Origin of the sequence: Amnibacterium sp. (assembly GCF_025463795.1) — a bacterium.
Lineage (GTDB): Bacteria > Actinomycetota > Actinomycetes > Actinomycetales > Microbacteriaceae > Amnibacterium.
On record NZ_JAODBE010000203.1, the window covers coordinates 13935 to 31842 of the forward strand.

Sequence of the window (17908 nt, forward strand, 5' to 3'; positions counted from 1 at the left end):
GCGCGGGCGGCGCCGGTCGCTTCACCGGTGGAGCGGGGCGGCGCCCTCGCGAGCGCCGAGCGCGGTGAGGATCTGCGGCACGATCCGGTAGACGGATCCGCAGCCCAGGGTGATCACGAAGTCCCCGGGCCGCGCGATCGCGGCGACGCGGTCCGCGGCCGCCTGCCAGTCGGGCACGTAGTCGACCGCGGTCGCCTCGCTGAAGCGGCTGGAGACGAGCTCACCGGTCACGTCGGGCACCGGGTCCTCCCGGGCGCCGTCGACGTCGAGCACGACGGTGTGGTCCGCCCGGGACTCGAGCACCGACGCGAACTCGCCCGCGAACGCCTTGGTGCGGGAGTAGAGGTGGGGCTGGTGGACCGCGAGGATCCGCCCGTCGCCGACCACGGTGCGAGCCGCGTCGAGCGCGGCGGCGACCTCGGTGGGGTGGTGCGCGTAGTCGTCGTAGACGCTCACACCGTCCACGATGCCCTTCAGCTCGAAGCGCCGGCCGGACCCGCCGAAGCGGGCGACGGCCGCGGCGCTGTCGGCCAGCCCGAATCCGAGCGCGAGCAGCACGGCGACGGCGCCGGTCGCGTTCACCGCGTTGTGACGTCCGGGGATGCGCAGCCGCATCCGGGCCGACTCGCCGCCCGCCGTGACGGTGCAGGCCGCGCCGCCGTCGGTGGTGATGTCGGTGACGCGCACGTCCGCCACCTCCGACTCGCCGAAGGTGGTGATCGGCGTGCGGGTGATGCGGGCGGCGACCCGCTGCGCCCCCGCGTCGTCCGCGCTGATCACGGCGCGCTCGCGGGCGGCGTCGGCGAAGGCGACGAACGCCGCGTCGAAGGCCTCCGGGCTGCCGTAGTGGTCGAGGTGGTCCGCGTCGACGTTGGTGATGAGCGCGACCGCCGTGTCGTAGAGCAGGAAGGAGCCGTCGGACTCGTCGGCCTCCACCACGAACAGGTCGCCGCGGCCGATCCGTGACGAGACACCGAGGTCGGCGATCACCCCGCCGTTGACGAAGCTCGGGTCGGCACCGAGCCCCTCGAGGGCGGTCGCGATCATGCCCGTCGAGGTCGTCTTGCCGTGCGCACCGGCGACGGAGACGAGCCGGTCGCCGCCGATCAGCGCCTTCAGCGCCTGCGAGCGGTGCAGCACCGGGATGCCGCGCCGCCGCGCCTCGGCGAGCTCGGGGTTGTCGGGCCAGAGGGCGCTCGTCACGACGACCGCGTCGACGTCGCCGACGTGGGAGGAGTCGTGGCCGATCGCGATCGTCGCGCCGAGGTCCCCGAGCACGTCGGTGTTCGCGTTGCGCCCCCGGTCGGATCCGGAGACGGTGGCGCCGCGGGCGAGGAACAGCCGGGCGATGCCGCTCATGCCGGCCCCGCCGACGCCGACGAAGTGCACGCGGTCCAGCCGATCCGGGATCGGCACCGAGAGGTCCGGCTTGATCGTCATGCGCGGAACCCTACGCGGCGGTCGCCGGACAGCACGCTCCGCGCCAGGCGCGCCATCCGCTCGGCCCCGTCCCGCACGCCGTTCCCACCGGCGGCGGCAGCCATGCGGGCGACACGCTCGGGGTCGGCGAGGAGCGGGAGGACGACGCGAGCGAAGGTCTCCGGCGTGAACTCGGCGTCGGGCACGAGGAGCGCACCGCCGGCGGCGACGACTCCGGCCGCGTTGAACCGCTGCTCCCCGTTGCCGACCGCGTACGGGACGTAGACGGCGGGCAGCCCGAGCGCGGACAGCTCGCTGACGGTCGAGGCGCCCGCCCGGGAGACGGCGAGGTCCGCCGCGGAGAGCACGAGGTCCATCCGGTCGGCGTACGGCAGCATCCGGTAGCCGGCGAGCCGCGGGTCGGCGACCGCCGTGCGCTCCCCCGCGAGGTGCAGCACCTGCCACCCCGTCGCGAGCACCGCTGCGGCGCTCGCGACCGCGGTGCGGTTCAGCCGCTCCGCGCCGAGGGAGCCACCGGTGACGAGCAGCACGGGACGGGCGGGATCCAGGCCGAGCGCCTCCCGCGCCTCGGTGCGGCGAGCCGCCCGGTCGAGGCCGGCGATCTCCCGGCGGAGCGGCATACCGACGAGCTCGGCGTGCCGCAGCGGCGTGCCGGCGAAGGTGACCCCCACGCCCGCGGTGAAGCGGGCACCGAGGCGGTTCGCGAGCCCCGGCTTCGCGTTCTGCTCGTGGACCGCGTACGGCACGTGCTCGCGGCGGGCGGCGAGATAGGCGGGCGCAGCGGCGTAGCCGCCGAAGCCGACGACCCCGTCGACACCGCGCGACGTCAGGTATCCGCGCGTGGTGCGCAGCGCGAGGGCCATCGCGCCCGGGAACCGCAGCGCGGCGCGGTTCGGCCTGCGCGGGAACGGCAGCCGCGGGACGACGAGCAGCTCGTAGCCCCGCTGCGGCACGAGCCGGGCCTCGAGGCCCTCGGCCGTACCCAGCACGAGCACCTCGTCGCCGGTGGCGGTGAGCTCGTCGGCGACGGCGAGCAGGGGGTTCACGTGGCCGGCGGTGCCGCCGCCGGCCAGCAGCCAGCGGGTCACCGTCGCCGCCGCATCGACGGATGGTCCGGCGCCGGCACCGCGCCGGGCTGCGCCGGCGGCGCCTGGTTGGCGACGGCCATGACGCACCCGACGGCGAGCAGGTTGGCGATCATCGACGAGCCGCCGGAGGAGATGAACGGCAGCGGGACGCCGAACACGGGCGCGATGCCGAGCACGACCGCGATGTTCGCGAAGGCCTGGCCGACGAGCCAGGCGAGCGTCATGCCGGTCACCGCCCGGGTGAAGCGGTCGGGCGTGCCGCTGCTGATCCGCAGGCACACGACCGTGAGCGCGACGAAGAGGGCGAGCAGCACGACGAGGCCGACGAGACCGGTCTCCTCGCCGATGATCGCGAGGATGAAGTCGTTGTCGGCCTCGGGCAGCCAGAACCACTTCGAGACGGAGTTGCCGACGCCCACCCCGAAGAGGCCGCCGTTCGCGAGCGCCCAGGTCGCCTGCTGCGACTGCCAGCAGGTGCCGAGCACGTCGCCGGCGCAGCCTCCGCCCGACCAGGCGGCGAGGCGGTCGACGCGGGATCCGCGGGTGAGCGCCATGATCACGAACAGCGCGCCCGCCGTTCCGCCGAACAGGGCCAGCACGGGCACCCGGACGCCCGCGAAGAACAGGCCGGCGAACACGATGCCGCCGATGATGAGCGACGTGCCGAGGTCCTTGCCGAGCAGGACCGAGCCGATCGCGAGACCCGACGGGAGCAGCACGGGCGCGAGGCCCGCGACACCGAGGCGCTCCGCCTTCTTGCGGGCGAAGAACGCGCCGAGCACGAGCACCAGCCCGAGCTTCACGAACTCGGACGGCTGCACGCTCGTGCCGGCGATGCGGATCCAGTTCCGGTTGCCGTTCACGGTGGTGCCGAGCGGCGTCAGCACGGTCAGCAGCTGCAGCACGACCGCGGCGCCGAAGGCCCACGGGGCGGCGAGCACCAGCAGCCGGGGCTTGAGCCGGGAGACGAGCAGCATCGCGGCGACGCCGAGCCCCTCGGCCATCGCCTGCTTGCCGAAGTCGAAGTAGGGGTTGCCGAGGTCCTGCCCCTGCTCGACCGACGAGGCGGAGAGCACCATGACGAGGCCGAACACGGCGAGGAACAGGGTGATCGCGCCGAGCGCGTAGTAGTTGCCCGTGCCCACCTTCGGCAGCGGCGGCAGCGCGAGCCGGAAGGTCGTCGCCCGCTTCGGCCCGAAGAGGGGCACGACGGGCGCGGTGGGTCGGCCGGTGGCGGTCTCGGTGTCCATCCGCTTCCCCTCGTGGCTCAGGTGGCGGCCGCGCGCACCGCCTCGGCGAAGCGCCTGCCGCGGTCGCCGTAGTCGGTGAACTGGTCCATCGACGCGGCGGCGGGCGCGAGGAGCACGACGTCGCCGGGTGACGCGAGGTCGAGCGCCGCACGGACGGCCTCGGCCATCACCTCGCCAGTCTCCACCGCCGTCACCTCGGTGACCGGGACGCCCGGCGCGTGTCGTTCGAGCGCCGCGAGGAACGACGAGCGGTCCGTGCCGACGAGCACGACGCCCGAGAGGCGGTCGGCGGCCGCCTGCACGAGGGGTGCGACGTCGACGCCCTTGGTGAGGCCGCCGGCCACCCAGACGACGTGCTCGTAGGCCCCGAGGGACGCGGCGGCGGCGTGCGGGTTGGTCGCCTTCGAGTCGTCGACGAAGAGGATCCCGTCGATCTCACCGACGGGCTCGATGCGGTGCGGATCGAGGCGGAAGGTCCGAAGGGCGTCGCGGATGGTGCGCGGCGCGACCCCGACCGCGCGGGCGAGCGCGGCCGCCGCGAGCACGTCCTCGACGACGTGCGGTGCCGACAGGCCCTGCACCGCGAGCTCCTGCACCGTCGTGAGCTCGAGGGCGGAGCTCGCCCGCGCGTCGAGGAAGGCCCTGTCGACGAGCACCCCGTCGACGACGCCGAGGTCGGACACCGACGGCGCCCCGAGCGTGAACCCGATGGCGCGGCACCCCTCGACGACGTCGGCCTCGCGCACCAGCCGCTCGGTCGTCGGATCGGCGAGGTTGTAGACGCAGGCGGTCTCGGTGCGCTCGTAGACCCGGCCCTTCGCCGCGGCGTACGCCTCGAACGAGCCGTGCCAGTCGAGGTGGTCGTCGGCCACGTTGAGGCAGGCGCTCGCGACGGGGGCGACGTGCTCCATCCAGTGCAGCTGGTAGCTCGACAGCTCGACGACGAGGACGTCGTACCCGGTGGGGTCGCGGATCGCGTCGAGCACGGGCGTGCCGATGTTGCCGACCGCGGCGACTCGGCGCCCATCCGCCGCGAGCATCGCCGTGGTCAGGCGGGTGGTGGTGGTCTTGCCGTTGGTGCCGGTGATCGTGATCCAGGCGGCGGGGGCGCCGGTCCTGTCGCGGAGCCGCCATGCGAGCTCGACGTCGCCGATCACGGGCACCCCGTCGGCGGCGAGCAGCGCAGGGTCGTCGGGGTGGTAGCCCGGGCTCACCACGACGAGGTCGGGAGCGAAGCCCGTGAGGGCGGCCGCCTGGCCGGCCGGGTCCGCGGTCACGAGCCGCGCACCGATCACGTCGAGGAGCTCGCGGCGCTCGTCGCTCGCCGTGGACGCCGCCACGAGCACCTCGCAGCCGAGCTCGACGAGCGTGTCGGCCGCGGCGAAGCCGGTGACCCCGGCCCCGAGCACGACCACCTTCAGCCCGCGCCAGTCGGCGTGCCAGCTCGTGAGGCCGGCGATCCGCTCGGCGCTCATGACGTGCGGGTGATCCATTCGAGATAGAAGAGGCCGACCCCGGCGGCGGCCGACAGCCCGGCGATGATCCAGAAGCGGACCACGACGGTCACCTCCGCCCACCCCTTCAGCTCGAAGTGGTGGTGCAACGGGCTCATCAGGAAGATCCGCTTGCCGTGCGTGATCTTGAAGTAGGCCCGCTGCAGGATCACCGAGCCGGTGACGATCACGAACAGTCCGCCGGTGAAGACGAGGAGCAGCTCGGTGCGGCTGAACACCGCGAGCGCGGCGAGTGCGCCGCCCAGTGCGAGCGATCCCGTGTCACCCATGAAGAGCTGCGCGGGCGAGGTGTTCCACCAGAGGAAGCCGATGAGCGCTCCCGTGATGCAGGCGGCGACGATGGCGAGGTCGAGCGGATCCCGCACGGCGTAGCACTTGAACTCGTTGATCGGCAGGAGGTCCGAGTTCCCGCACGACTGGTTCGACTGCCAGAAGCCCATGACCACGTAGGACCCGATGGCGAAGATCGAGGCGCCGGTGGCGAGGCCGTCGAGACCGTCCGCGACGTTGACCCCGTTCGAGGTCGCGGTGACGATCGCCCAGATCCAGACGATGAACACGAGCGTGCCGGCGACCGACCCGAACAGCAGCACGAAGTTGAGGGTGCTCCCGTTCGGCAGCACGTCGCGCAGCAGCGAGACGGCGGTGGACGCCGGGGTGACCGACGGCCGGTCCTTCACGAGCTGCTTCGGGAACTGCAGGGACAGCAGGGCGAAGACGGTGGCGACGAGCACCTGCCCGGCGATCTTCGCCCAGCCGCCGAGGCCCAGGCTGCGCTGGTGGCGCGTCTTCAGGAAGTCGTCGGTGAACCCGACCAGTCCGAGGCCGACCATGAGGAACAGCACCAGGAGGCCGGAGGGAGTGAGCGTGAGGCCGCCGGTGAGGTGGCCGACGAAGTAGCCGACCACCGACGCCAGGATGATCACGACGCCGCCCATGGTCGGGGTGCCCCGCTTGGCGTGGTGCGTGACCGGGCCGTCGTCCCGGATGAACTGCCCCCACTGCAGCCGCCGGAAGAGGCGGATGAACAAGGGCGTGAGGAACAGCGTGAACGCGAGCGACACGACCGCGCCCGCGAGCAGGGCCAGCATCAGCGTGCTCCCGGGACGGCGGATCCGGCCCAGCGCTCCCCGATGCGGTCCCCGAGGTGGCGCAGGCCCGCGGAGTTGGACGACTTCACGAGCACGGTGTCGCCCGGCTCGAGCAGCGCGGCGAGCAGCGCCTCCGCCTCCTCGATCGTCGGCGCGTAGAGGCTCTCGCCGTTCCACGAGCCCTGCGCGATCGCGGAGAGGTGGATGCGCCTGGCGCCGTCGCCCACGACGAGGAGCTGGTCCACGTCGAGGCGGACCGCGAGCAGGCCGATGCGGTCGTGCTCCTCCCCCGACAGGTCGCCGAGCTCGCTCATCTCGCCGAGCACCGCGATGGTGCGTCCGGGTGCGATCTGCACGAGGGTCTTCAGCGCCGCGGCCATCGAGTCCGGCGAGGCGTTGTAGGCGTCGTTGATGACGATGACGGGGTCGGTCGACAGCACCTCCATCCGCCAGCGCTCGGCGCGGGTGACGGCCTCCAGGCCGGCGACGATCGTGTCCGCGTCGATGGCGAGCGCATGCGCCGCTCCGGCCGCGGCGAGGGCGTTCGCGACGTGGTGCTCGCCGAGCACGGCGAAGGCGACCTGCCGGCGCTCGCCGTCGGGCAGCACGAGCTCGAAGCGCGTGCCGGTGGCGCTCGCCTCGACGTCGAGGGCGGTCACGTCGGCGCCGGGGGCGATCCCGAAGGTGAGGATCCGGGCGCTCGTGACCTCGGTCATGCCCAGAACGCGTGGGTCGTCGCGGTTCAGCACCGCCACGTCGACCGGCGTGAGGTCGCGGACCATCTCGGACTTCGCCTGCACCGTCCGCTCGATGCCGCCGAACTCGCCCGCGTGCGCGAGCCCGACCTTCAGCACGACGCCGACGTCCGGATGCGCGAGAGCGACGAGGCGGGCGATGTCGCCGACGTGGCTCGCGCCCATCTCGGCCACGAGGAAGTCGGTGTCGAGCGTCAGCTCGAGCATGGTCAGCGGGCCGCCGACCTCGTTGTTGTACGAGGCGCGCGAGGCGACGGTGCGGCCGGCGCGACCGCAGATCTCCTTGAGCAGGTTCTTGGTGGTCGTCTTGCCGTTCGAACCGGTGACGCCGACGATCCGGAGGCGGCCCTGCTCCTTGACGGTCCGCACGACGTGGGCCGCGAGGGCGGCGAGGGCCTCGGTCGAGTCGGCGACGACGACCTGCGGGACGGGCAGCGGCAGCACCCGTTCGACGATCAGCAGGGCGGCGCCGGCCTCGACGGCCGCGTCGCCGAAGCGGTGGCCGTCGGTGGTCTCGCCGCGGCGGGCGACGAAGACGCCGCCCGGCACGAGGTCGCGGTTGTCGGTCTCGACGGGCCCGTCGACCACGGTGCCGGGGGTGGCGCCGGAGGCGCCGAGCTCGAGGGTGCCGTCGACGGCGCGGGCGATCTCGGACAGGGGAAGCGCGATCACGGGCTCGGCGTCACCGCTCGTCGATCCCGGCGAAGGCGGGCTCCCAGCCCGCCTCCTGCAGCGCGATGCGCGCGTCGGTCCTCGCCGAGTACGGCAACTTCACCCCCGCGACCTCCCGGTAGTTCTCGTGGCCCGGCCCAGCGTAGAGGATCGAATCGCCGTCGCCCGCGAGCCGGACCGCGAGGCGGACGGCCTCGCGCGGGTCGGGCACCTCGTGCAGCTCGCCCTCCGGACGGGCCGTGCGGGCACCCTCGAGCAGGGCGGCGCGGATGGTCGCCGGGTCCTCGCTGCGGGGGTGGAAGTCGGTGATGACCACCGCGTCGGCCTCGCGGGCGGCGATCGCCCCCATGTCGTGCCGCTTGGTGCGGTCGCGGTCGCCGTCGGCGCCGAACACCATGACGACGCGCCCCGGTGTGACGGCCTTCAGGGCCTTCAGGGTGGTGAGGAACGCGTCGGGCGTGTGGCCGTAGTCGAGGTAGAAGGCGGGCCCCCGCTCGCCGGAGAGCCGCTCGATCCGGCCGGGGATGAAGGCGTCGATCCCGCCGTCGCGCTCGGTCGCGTGCCCGATCTCGCCGAGGTCGATGCCGCCCTCGACGAGCATCACGATCGCGAGGGACGCGTTCGCGGCCATGTACGCCCCGAAGAACGGGACCGAGGTGGTGATCGACCGGCCGTCTGGTGCTGTGAGCGCGAAGGTGGTGCGGTCGGCCCGTTCCTCCAGGATCGTCACGTGCCAGTCGGCCGGTGCGTCGCCGAGGGCGATCGTCGCGATCGGGATGCGGGACTCGTCGGCGATCCGGCGCCCCCACTCGGTGTCCACGAGCACCACGCCGCGGGCGGCGCGGTCGGGATCGAACAGCTGCAGCTTGGCCGCGAAGTAGGTCTCGAGGTCCTCGTAGTCGTCGAGGTGGTCGTGCGAGAGGTTCGTGAAGCCCGCGACGTCGAACACGACGCCGTCGACGCGGTGCCGCGTGAGGGCCTGGGCGGAGACCTCGACGGACGCCGCCCGCACACCGACCTCCTTCATCCGCGCGAGCATCGCGTGGAGGTCGTTCGCCTCGGGGGTCGTCAGGGTCGAGTCGAGGCGGACGTTCCCGATGCGCCGTTCGGCCGTCGAGGTGAGCGCGGCGAGCACGCCGAGCTGGGCGAGGAGGCCGTCGAGGAGGTGGACGACGCTCGTCTTGCCGTTCGTCCCCGTGACGGCGTAGAGCGTCGGCAGGTCGCGGTCGGTGCGGTAGACGAACGACGCGACGGCGCCGAGCGCGGCCCGCGGCTCGGCCGTCACCAGCACGGGCACGCCGGCGGCACGGGCCGCCTCGAGCCCCGCCGCATCGGTCAGCACCGCGACGGCGCCGCCCGATGCCGCCTCGGCGGCGTAGTCGGCGCCGTGGGCCTTCGCGCCCGGCAGGGCGACGTACAGGTCGCCGTCCTCGACGGCCTTCGACGAGATCGCGACCCCGGTCACCTCGGTCTCGCCGGGGTCGCCGGTCGCGATCCCGAACCCGAACTCCTCGGCCAGCCGAGCGAGCGACCGGGGAACCGGATGCTCGGGCCGGAGCGAACCCTCGCCCACGCCATCCCTTCCGTCGCGTCCCGTCACCATTCGGTCGGCAGGTCCGGGGACTTCGAGCCGGACGGGACCACATCGTGCTGCTGGAGCACCCGAGCCATCACCTGACGGAAGACGGGTGCGGTCGCCTGGGACGTGTTCATCTTAGAAGGCGCGTCCAGATCGACGTAGACGACGTACTTCGGATGGTCGGCGGGTGCGACGCCGGCCATGGAGACGAGGAACCCCTTCGAGTAGGAGCCGCTGCCGTCGGACTCCTGCGCGGTGCCGGTCTTGATCCCCACCCGGTAGCCCGGGATCTTCACGTCGGCGGCGAGCCACCCCTTCGTGGCGACGTTCTCCAGCATGGAGACGGTCGAGCGGGCGGCGGCGGCGCTGATCACGCGGGTGGCGGCCGGGGCCGCCGGCGTCGTGACGGTGCCGTCGGCGGCCGTGCAGCTGTCGACGAGGCGGACCGGCACCTTCACCCCGCCGTTCGCGATGGTGGCGTAGGCGCTCGCCATCTGCACCGGCGTCGCGGTCAGTCCCTGGCCGAACATCGTCGCGAGGCGCGACTGCGGGTCCCAGTTCGGCGCGCCCGCACCGAGGTCGCCGGACGCCTCGGCGCCGAAGCCCACCGCGGTGCGGGTGCCGAACCCGAACCGCTGCAGGTACCGGTACCGCATCGCGTCCGCCATCCGGGAACCGAGCAGGGACATGCCCGTGTTGCTCGACTGCACGAGCACCCCGGTCATGGTGAGGCGCTCGTCGCCGTGGTACTCGGAGTCGTTGACGTCCGCGCCGCCGGCGACGAGCCGGTAGGGCGCGACGACGCCGGTGCCGGGCTTCGCGAGGCCGGCGTCCAGCAGCGAGGCCGCGGTCACGCTCTTCATGGTGGATCCGGGCTCGAACGGCGCGGTGAAGGCACGGGAGCCGAGAGCGGCCGTGTCCGTGGACGCGGTCGCGTTCACGTCGTTCGGGTCGACGGACGGCCAGTCGGCGACGGCGAGCAGCTTGCCGGTCGCGACCTCCTCGACGACCACGGATCCCCACTTCGCCCCGGTCTGCTTCGCCCGTGCCGCGAGCACCTGCTGCGCGTACCACTGCAGGTCCCGGTCGATCGTCAGCTTCAGGGTGCCGCCGGGCTTCGCGGCCTTCACGGCGACGGCGGTCCCGGGGATCGCCGTGCCGTCGAGTGCGCTCTCGTACTCCGTGACGCCGTCGGTGCCGGCCAGGCAGGACTGGTCGCTGTACTCGAGGCCCGCCTGCGGCCGGCCGTCCGCGCCGACGAAGCCGACGAGGTTGCCGGCGACGGCGCCGCTCGGGTACACGCGTTTGCCCGTCTCCTGGAAGTACAGCCAGGGGATGTCGAGCCCCTTCACCCGCGTCAGGGTGGTGAGCGTCACGGACTTCGCGATCAGCGCGTAGTCGGACGTCGGATCGGTGTGCAGCTCGTGGAGCACCGTCGCGGGCTGCGCCCCGAGGGCGCCGGCGATCCGCTTGGCGGCAGCGGCGACGGAGCCACCGGCCGCGGCGAGCCGAGGGGACGCGGTGACCGTGTACCGGGGCACGGTCGTCGCGAGCCGCACGCCCCTGGCGTCGAGGATGTCGCCCCGCGTGCCCGCGACGTCGACCTGCTGGCTGCGGCGGTCCTTCGACTCCGCACGGAGCGCACTCGCGTGCACGACCTGCACATCGACGAGCTTCGTGAGGAACGCGCCCGCGGAGACGACGACGAGCAGCAGCACGAGCAGCGGCCGGAGGCGCGCGGCGCGGCGCGTGCGTCGCATCCGTCCCCCTCGCGAGCCGGGCACGGTCCCCGGCTCGTCCGGCACGCTACGCGACGAGCGGGCCGCCCCCGGGAGCCGGGGGCGGCGTGCCGTCAGTGCGTCAGGAGCGCGTCCGGCACGTCGCCCGTCGACGCCGTGTCGGACGCGCCGGCCACGGACTGCGCGCCGAGCACGCGGCCCGTGCGGGTGAGGTAGGCGGGCACGTCCTGCGGCACCATCCCGAGCGCGGCGGCCCGCGCGGCGAGGTGCTGCGGCGCGGCCAGCGTCTGCAGCTGCTCCGTGCGGACGACCTGCTCGCGAGCGAGCTCGACGGAGCGGTCCTGCAGCGCCTGCAGCCGGAACGCCCCGTCGGCGGTCCCGATCGAGAGCACGAGCTGCGTGGCGAGCACGCAGCCGACGCCGGCGATGATCAGCGACGCGGCGAGGACCCGCGGGCGGACCGCCGGCCTCGGAAGGACGACCGGGTCAGCGGCCGGTGCGAGCCGTTCCGGCGCCAGCGGCGCCGTCGGCCTGCGGACAGGGTCGATCGCGAATGCAGAGCTCATCAACAGTCCCCCAACTGTTCGGTACTCGACCGCCGTGCAGCACGGCGGGTGTTCCGGCGGTCACGCGTTCCCCCGAACGCGTGTCGCCGACCGGAGCCGCACGGATGCGGCTCGCGGATTCCTCTCGACCTCCGCAGGCGCCGCCCCGGGTGCTCCCCGGGTCAGCATGCGGAAGGTGGGTGCCGTCTCCTCCGGCTCGACCGGGAGTCCCCGTGGGGCGGTCGAGACCGTGCGGGCGGTGATCGCCCGCTTGACGATGCGGTCCTCGAGCGAATGGTAGGACAGCACGACGATCCGACCGTGGATTGCCAGCACGTCCAGCGCGGCGGGCACCGCACGCTCCAGGACCTCGAGCTCGCGGTTCACCTCGATCCGCAGGGCCTGGAAGACCCGCTTCGCCGGATGCCCCGCAGAACGGAGCGCGGCGGGCGTCGCGGCGTCGAGCACGGCGACCAGCTCGGCGGAGCGGGTGAGCGGGGTGGCGGCACGGGCGGCGACGATCGCGCGGGCGTACCGGGCGGCGAGCCGCTCCTCGCCGTAGACGCGGAAGATGCGCGTCAGCTCGCCCTCGGAGAAGGTGGCGAGCACATCGGCCGCGGTGCGGGGCTCGTCGGGATCCATCCGCATGTCGAGCGCGGTGTCACGGGCGTAGCTGAAGCCGCGGTCGTCGCGGTCGAGCTGCATCGAGGAGACACCGAGGTCGAAGAGCACGCCGTCGACGAACCGGATGCCCAGCTCGTCGAGCACATCGGGGATGCGGTCGTAGACGGCGTGGACGGGGCGGAAGCGCGGTCCGAACGCGGCGAGGCGCTCACCGGCGAGGTCGAGGGCGGTGGGGTCGCGGTCGACGCCGACGACCGTCAGGCCCGGGAAGCGGTCGAGGAGCGCCCCGGTGTGGCCGCCGAGGCCGAGCGTCGCATCGACGGCGACGGCGCCGTCGTGGTCGAGCGCGGGGGCGAGCAGCTCGAGCACGGGCTCGAGGAGGACCGGGACGTGGAGGGCGGTGCTCATGGGCGTCTGCCCCGCTCCACTCGGGTCCGTGCCGCCGGATCCCCATCCGTGTTCCCGTCCTGCCACAGGGGAAGTGTGTCAGGGCGGGACGAGTGCTCGAGCACCTGCCATCGGGGAAGAGTGTCAGGGGCTCGGATCACGGCTGGGAGTCGAGCGGCGCGGGCCTAGAGGATCCCGGGGACCACCTCCCCCGCGGTGTCGGCGAACTCGTCCTCGTGCTCGGCGAGGTAGCGCTCCCAGGCGGTGGCGTCCCAGATCTCGACGCGGTCGCCGACGCCGAGGACGGCGAGGTCGCGTTCGAGGCCGGCGTAGGCGCGGAGAGCGGGCGGGATCGTGACGCGGCGCTGCTTGTCGGGCGTCTCGTCGTGGGCGCCGGACAGGAACACGCGCAGGTAGTTGCGCGCATCGCGGCTCGTGACGGGGGCCTGGCGGATGCGCTCGTGCATCGTGGCGAACTCCGCCGCGCTGAACACGTAGATGCAGCGCTCCTGCCCGCGGGTGAGGACCACGCCGTCGGCGAGGTCGTCCGCGACCTTGGCCGGCAGGATGATCCGCCCCTTCTCGTCGAGTCTGGGCGCGTAGGTACCGAGGAACACGGCACCCCACCCCCTCACGCGGTGCTGGTCTTGGGCCCCACATTACTCCACAGCGCTCCACTCGCCTACCGCCGGGGACCTCTGGACGCCCCTTCTCCCCCTCTCTGGGGACAGAAGCCTTCCTCTCTGGGGACAGAAGCCTTCGCGGGCGCGAGGAATCCGCGGCGAGCAGCACGGTGGAGGACGCCGATCCGGGCCCGGAGAACGACGAAGCCCCGCTCGACCTGTCGGTCGGCGGGGCTTCGGGGAGGACTGTGGAGGTCAGGCCTGGCGGCGGCGCTCCCAGCGCGCGGCGAGGCGGTCCATCATGCTGCCGCGACGGCGGGTGCCGTGCGGGGCGCCGGCGAAGGGGGCGCGGCGGCGCGGCGCGCCGATCGCGAGCAGCACCCCGGCGAACATGGCGACGAAGCCCAGCACGCCGACGGGCCAGGCATGGAGGAGGACGCCGCCGAGCAGCACCCCGACGCCCGCGACGGCGAGCAGGATCCCGCCGATCACGGCGGTGTAGTTCACCCCGGTGCGGACACGGCCGACGGCCGCGACGAAGTCCGCGTCCCCGTGGTAGAGGCTGCGCTCCATCTCGTCGAGAAGTCGCTGCTCCTGCTCGGAAAGTGGCATCCGGATCCCTCTTCTCCCGAATGGTGCTTCGGCTACTCGACCCTCGGCTGGGGCGAGTGTACCCACGGGCCCCATGGCTAGGCTAGGCGTATGAGCGCCGGTGCCAGGCTCGTGGATCTCGTGCAGTCGCGGATCGACGAGTTCCTCGACGGGCGCAGTCCGATTCTCGCTTCGATCGCGGACGACACCGCGCCGTTCGAGCGCTTTTCGCGGGACTTTCTGAGATTCGGCAAGCGGTACCGCGCGCGGTTCTGCTACTGGGGTTGGCAGGCCGTCCAGGGCTTCGACGGGGTCGAGGATCCGTTCGGCGACACGGGCCGCAAGGACCTCCCCGCGGTCATCGGCGTGGCCGCCGCGCTCGAGCTCTTCCACGCCGCGGCCCTCGTCCACGACGACCTCATCGACGCCTCCGACACCCGCCGCGGCATGCCCGCGGCGCACCGCCTCTTCGAGCGCGAGCACCGCGATCGCAACTGGGTCGGCGACGCGACGCGCTTCGGGATGTCGTCAGGGCTGCTGCTCGGCGATCTCCTGCTCGTCTGGAGCGACGAGCTGTTCGCCGACTCGATCGACCTGCTCCGCGACCGCGACGACGCGCGGGCGGCGCGGGTCGAGTTCAACCGGATGCGCACCGACGTGACGGCGGGCCAGTACCTCGACATCGTCGCGGAGGCCGCGTGGCCGGCCGTGCCGGACGACCGGGCGCTCGACGTCGCGGAGCGCGTGATCGTCTACAAGTCGGCGAAGTACTCGATCGAGGCGCCGCTCGCGATCGGCGCGAGCCTCGGCGGCGCGAGCATGGCGCAGCTGGCCGCGCTGCGCGACTTCGGGCTGCCGCTCGGCATCGCCTTCCAGCTGCGCGACGACCTCCTCGGCGTCTTCGGCGACAGCGAGCTCACGGGCAAGCCCGCCGGCGACGACCTGGTGGAGGGCAAGCGCACGGTGCTGATCGCCCTGACCAGGCAGACCCTGCCGCCGTCGGTGAAGCGCACGCTGGACGAGCTGCTCGGCGACCCCGATCTCGACGGCGACCAGGTGCAGATGCTGCAGGAGACCATCCGGGCCTCCGGTGCCATCGACGAGGTCGAGCGGATGATCACCGTGAACGTCGAGCAGGCCCTCGACGCCCTCGACGACGCCCCGCTCACGAGCGACGCGCGAGACGCGCTGTCGACGCTCGCCGACTCCGTGAGCGTGCGGGCGGCATAGCGCGGCGGCTCGGACCTCGCGACCTGCGCCCGTCCCGGGCGGCCGCGGACCAGGCCCCGGCCGGCTGCCCGGGTGTCGCCCTACAGCGCGAGCGCCTGAGCGACCCGCCGCACCTCGGCCTTGCGACCGGCTCGGAGCGCATCGATCGGCGCGGCGCCCAGGCTGTCGTCGTGCTCGAGCAGCCAGCCGATCGCGCCGTCGTCGTCGAACCCGCTGTCGCCGAGCAGGATCGCGGTGCCGCGCAGCTCCGGCAGGGGCTCGTCGCCCGCGAGGAAGACCTCCGGGATCCGCAGGACGCCGTCCCGGCGGGCGGCGAGCAGGTGCTTGTCCTCGAGCAGCCGGCGCACCCGCGTGGGCGTGGTGCCGAGCCGCTCGGCCACGTCGGGGACGGTCAGCCACACACGATCGTCGGAGCCGCTCATCCCCCAAGGATGTCAAAGGCCGCGAGCCCGCGATTGTTTCGGGCATGTAAACTCCTGTCACACCGGCCACGTCCGTTGACTCGCATCGCTCCTCCTGTCACAGTGCTCCCACGTCCCCTCGGGGGAAGGGACGAGAGATGGAAGGCGATGAGCTCGACACTGTCCGAGGACGGACCGGTGGTCGCGCAGCCGATGACGCGGGGGCGTCATGCGGCGGCACGGCCGAAGCACCGGTTGCGTTCTCTCGGGTCACGCGCCCGGTCGATCCAGGTGCCGGTCCCGGCCCCGGTCTCGAGGCGCTCGGAGGAGCGCCGGACCGGGCCGGCACCGGATCGGCCCTCCGGACCCGCCCGCCACGCCGACACCCTCGAGGTGGCGGTCGAGGCGGGCGACACCGTCGGCGACGTCGCCGCCCGCTACGGCCTCAGCACCGCGTCGTTCATCGCGCTGAACGGCCTGAGCTGGCGCTCCACCGTCACCGAGGGCGACCGGCTGCTCGTGCGGGCCGCGCCCCGCCACGCCGTCACGGCCCCGCAGCCCGCCGCGCCCGCGCGGATCCACCGCGTGAAGCCCGGCCAGACGCTCGCGGCGGTCGCCGCCGAGCACGGGGTCGGGGTCGCAGCCCTCCTGCTCGCGAACGGCCTGTCCCGGGGCGCTGCGCCGATGCCGGGGACCGAGCTCACGCTGCCCGGCCCGGCCCGCCGCCCGACCGGCGACACCCTGCCGCTCGACGGCGACATGCGTGCCAACGCCGAGGCGATCGCCCTCGTGGCCCGCGCGCTCGATGTGCCGGAGGACGGCCTCGTGATCGCGCTCGCCGCGGCGATGCAGGACTCGTCGCTGCGCAACCTCGACTTCGGCGAGGACGACGCCGTCGGCCTCTTCCAGCAGCGGCCGAGCGAGGGCTGGGGCACCGCCCCCGTGCTGCTCGACCCGCGCCGCGCCGCGCTCGCGTTCTTCCGCGGCGGCGAGCGCGGCCCGGCGGGCCTGCTCGGCACGCTCGGCTGGGAGCTCATGGGCGTCGGCGAGGCCGCGCACGCGGTGCAGCGGCTCTCCACGGCCGCCGCCTACGCGAAGTGGGAGCGCTGCGCCCGCGTCTGGGCCGCGCAGCTCTCCCGTCGCTGACGGATCCGCTGCTGGACGGATCCGCGGCCACGCCGGGCAGGACCGACCGGTCCTCTCCCCTCCGCTCCATACACTGCTGGGCGTGACCGCGGCGCCTCCCGATCCGATGGTCGGCCGCCTCCTCGACGGTCGATACCAGGTGCGCGCCCGCATCGCCCGTGGCGGCATGGCCACCGTGTACCTCGCGACCGACCTGCGCCTCGAGCGCCGGGTCGCGGTGAAGATCATGCACGCGCACCTCGCGGACGATGCGAGCTTCCGCGAGCGGTTCATCCAGGAGGCGCGCAGCGCCGCGCGACTCGCGCATCCGAACGTCGTCAACGTCTTCGACCAGGGCCAGGACGCCGGGCTCGCGTACCTGGTCATGGAGTACCTGCAGGGGATCACCCTGCGCGACCTGCTCGGCGAGTACGGGCGGCTCACCCCCGACCAGACGATGGACATCCTCGAGGCGGTGCTCGCGGGACTCGTGGCGGCGCACAAGGCCGGGATCATCCACCGCGACCTGAAGCCCGAGAACGTGCTGCTCGCCGACGACGGCCGGATCAAGATCGGCGACTTCGGTCTCGCCCGCGCCGCGACGAGCCACACGGCGAGCGGGCAGGCGCTGCTCGGCACGATCGCGTACCTCTCGCCCGAGCTGGTCACCCGCGGCATCGCGGACACCCGCAGCGACATCTACGCGGTCGGGATCATGATGTACGAGATGCTCGTCGGCGAGCAGCCGTTCCGCGGCGAGCAGCCCGTGCAGATCGCGTACCAGCACGCGAACGACTCCGTGCCCGCGCCCGGCCTGAAGAACCCGGAGGTGCCGGGAGCGCTCGACGACCTCACCCTCTGGGCCACCGCCCGGGATCCCGAGCAGCGGCCGCGCGACGCCCGCGCGATGCTCGACCAGCTCTTCGAGACGCAGCAGCTCATCCGGGACGGCCGGTCCGGCACCGGGCCGCAGACGACGACCGCGCTGCCCGCCGCCGCCACCACGCGGCTCGCGCCGCTCCCACCCCGACCGGTCCGCGACCGTCCCCGCACCGCCGCCGTCCCGGTCGGTGCCCCGGCCCGCCTCGCGATGGCCGCGGCGAGGGCGAAGAAGCGCGGCACGTGGGCCCTCGTCGTGGTCCTCGTCGCCGGGCTGCTCGCCGCCGGTGCCGGATGGTGGTTCGGCGCGGGACCCGCCGGCGCGGCGACGCACGCCGGCGCGTCCGCGCCGACCGTCGCGCTCGCCGGCGACAC

Annotated in this window: 16 protein-coding genes; 3 read left to right on the forward strand and 13 right to left on the reverse strand. The window is 73.6% G+C overall.

The genetic code is table 11. The annotated features are described in order from the left end of the window. Window positions 1–21: 21 nt before the first annotated feature. The 12 genes from murC to JWQ92_RS16795 form a co-directional block, all read right to left on the reverse strand. Complete coding sequence (gene murC, locus JWQ92_RS16740; protein ID WP_297345598.1) at window positions 22–1440, reverse strand: UDP-N-acetylmuramate--L-alanine ligase; 1419 nt, start codon at window positions 1438–1440, stop codon at window positions 22–24. Then, complete coding sequence (locus JWQ92_RS16745; protein WP_297345599.1) at window positions 1437–2528, reverse strand: glycosyltransferase; 1092 nt, start codon at window positions 2526–2528, stop codon at window positions 1437–1439. The genes murC and JWQ92_RS16745 overlap by 4 nt, the downstream gene beginning before the upstream one ends. Further along, window positions 2525–3778: an FtsW/RodA/SpoVE family cell cycle protein gene (locus tag JWQ92_RS16750; RefSeq protein WP_297345600.1), complete on the reverse strand. Its 1254-nt coding sequence runs from the start codon at window positions 3776–3778 to the stop codon at window positions 2525–2527. Before JWQ92_RS16750 ends, JWQ92_RS16745 begins: the two co-directional genes overlap by 4 nt. 17 nt (window positions 3779–3795) lie before the next feature. After that, window positions 3796–5253, reverse strand: coding sequence for a UDP-N-acetylmuramoyl-L-alanine--D-glutamate ligase (murD, locus tag JWQ92_RS16755; RefSeq protein ID WP_297345601.1), 1458 nt, complete (start codon window positions 5251–5253; stop codon window positions 3796–3798). Then, complete coding sequence (gene mraY, locus JWQ92_RS16760) at window positions 5250–6383, reverse strand: phospho-N-acetylmuramoyl-pentapeptide-transferase (protein ID WP_297345602.1); 1134 nt, start codon at window positions 6381–6383, stop codon at window positions 5250–5252. Before mraY ends, murD begins: the two co-directional genes overlap by 4 nt. Continuing rightward, the gene (gene murF, locus JWQ92_RS16765) at window positions 6383–7810 is read right to left on the reverse strand and encodes a UDP-N-acetylmuramoyl-tripeptide--D-alanyl-D-alanine ligase (RefSeq protein WP_297345603.1); all 1428 of its coding nucleotides are present in this window, start codon (window positions 7808–7810) and stop codon (window positions 6383–6385) included. The genes mraY and murF overlap by 1 nt, the downstream gene beginning before the upstream one ends. A gap of 10 nt (window positions 7811–7820) precedes the next feature. Continuing rightward, window positions 7821–9383: a Mur ligase family protein gene (locus tag JWQ92_RS16770; RefSeq protein WP_297345604.1), complete on the reverse strand. Its 1563-nt coding sequence runs from the start codon at window positions 9381–9383 to the stop codon at window positions 7821–7823. A gap of 23 nt (window positions 9384–9406) precedes the next feature. After that, complete coding sequence (locus JWQ92_RS16775) at window positions 9407–11149, reverse strand: penicillin-binding protein 2 (protein ID WP_297345605.1); 1743 nt, start codon at window positions 11147–11149, stop codon at window positions 9407–9409. A 92-nt stretch (window positions 11150–11241) separates the two neighbouring features. After that, window positions 11242–11694: a hypothetical protein gene (locus tag JWQ92_RS16780; RefSeq protein ID WP_297345606.1), complete on the reverse strand. Its 453-nt coding sequence runs from the start codon at window positions 11692–11694 to the stop codon at window positions 11242–11244. A gap of 60 nt (window positions 11695–11754) precedes the next feature. Then, window positions 11755–12705 carry a 16S rRNA (cytosine(1402)-N(4))-methyltransferase RsmH gene (gene rsmH, locus JWQ92_RS16785; protein WP_297345607.1) on the reverse strand — a complete coding sequence of 317 codons (951 nt, stop codon included), beginning with the start codon at window positions 12703–12705 and terminating at the stop codon, window positions 11755–11757. A gap of 164 nt (window positions 12706–12869) precedes the next feature. After that, entirely contained in the window at window positions 12870–13301 is a 432-nt protein-coding gene (mraZ, locus tag JWQ92_RS16790) for a division/cell wall cluster transcriptional repressor MraZ (protein ID WP_297345608.1), read from the reverse strand. 261 nt (window positions 13302–13562) lie between these two features. Then, window positions 13563–13919, reverse strand: coding sequence for a DUF3040 domain-containing protein (locus JWQ92_RS16795; RefSeq protein WP_297345609.1), 357 nt, complete (start codon window positions 13917–13919; stop codon window positions 13563–13565). 90 nt (window positions 13920–14009) lie between these two features. Between JWQ92_RS16795 and JWQ92_RS16800 the strand changes: the two genes are divergently transcribed. Further along, entirely contained in the window at window positions 14010–15128 is a 1119-nt protein-coding gene (locus JWQ92_RS16800) for a polyprenyl synthetase family protein (RefSeq protein ID WP_297345610.1), read from the forward strand. 80 nt (window positions 15129–15208) lie between these two features. Here the strand turns inward: JWQ92_RS16800 and JWQ92_RS16805 are convergent, their stop codons facing one another. Then, a complete protein-coding gene (locus JWQ92_RS16805; RefSeq protein WP_297345611.1) occupies window positions 15209–15550 on the reverse strand; it encodes an Rv2175c family DNA-binding protein in 342 nt (113 codons plus the stop codon). A gap of 372 nt (window positions 15551–15922) precedes the next feature. On the opposite strand from JWQ92_RS16805, the gene JWQ92_RS16810 reads away from it, so the two are divergent. Further along, entirely contained in the window at window positions 15923–16675 is a 753-nt protein-coding gene (locus JWQ92_RS16810) for a LysM domain-containing protein (protein ID WP_297345612.1), read from the forward strand. Window positions 16676–16757: 82 nt separating this feature from the next. Then, the coding region (locus JWQ92_RS16815; protein WP_297345613.1) for a protein kinase at window positions 16758–17908 on the forward strand (1151 nt) is incomplete at its 3' end.

Coding starts and splice junctions, on each gene's coding strand:
- murC (WP_297345598.1), bottom strand. CDS start 1,440: ATGACGATCAAGCCGGACCTCTCGGTGCCGATCCCGGATCGGCTGGAC.
- JWQ92_RS16750 (WP_297345600.1), bottom strand. CDS start 3,778: ATGGACACCGAGACCGCCACCGGCCGACCCACCGCGCCCGTCGTGCCC.
- murD (WP_297345601.1), bottom strand. CDS start 5,253: ATGAGCGCCGAGCGGATCGCCGGCCTCACGAGCTGGCACGCCGACTGG.
- mraY (WP_297345602.1), bottom strand. CDS start 6,383: ATGCTGGCCCTGCTCGCGGGCGCGGTCGTGTCGCTCGCGTTCACGCTG.
- JWQ92_RS16775 (WP_297345605.1), bottom strand. CDS start 11,149: ATGCGACGCACGCGCCGCGCCGCGCGCCTCCGGCCGCTGCTCGTGCTG.
- JWQ92_RS16780 (WP_297345606.1), bottom strand. CDS start 11,694: ATGAGCTCTGCATTCGCGATCGACCCTGTCCGCAGGCCGACGGCGCCG.
- rsmH (WP_297345607.1), bottom strand. CDS start 12,705: ATGAGCACCGCCCTCCACGTCCCGGTCCTCCTCGAGCCCGTGCTCGAG.
- JWQ92_RS16795 (WP_297345609.1), bottom strand. CDS start 13,919: ATGCCACTTTCCGAGCAGGAGCAGCGACTTCTCGACGAGATGGAGCGC.
- JWQ92_RS16800 (WP_297345610.1), top strand. CDS start 14,010: ATGAGCGCCGGTGCCAGGCTCGTGGATCTCGTGCAGTCGCGGATCGAC.
- JWQ92_RS16805 (WP_297345611.1), bottom strand. CDS start 15,550: ATGAGCGGCTCCGACGATCGTGTGTGGCTGACCGTCCCCGACGTGGCC.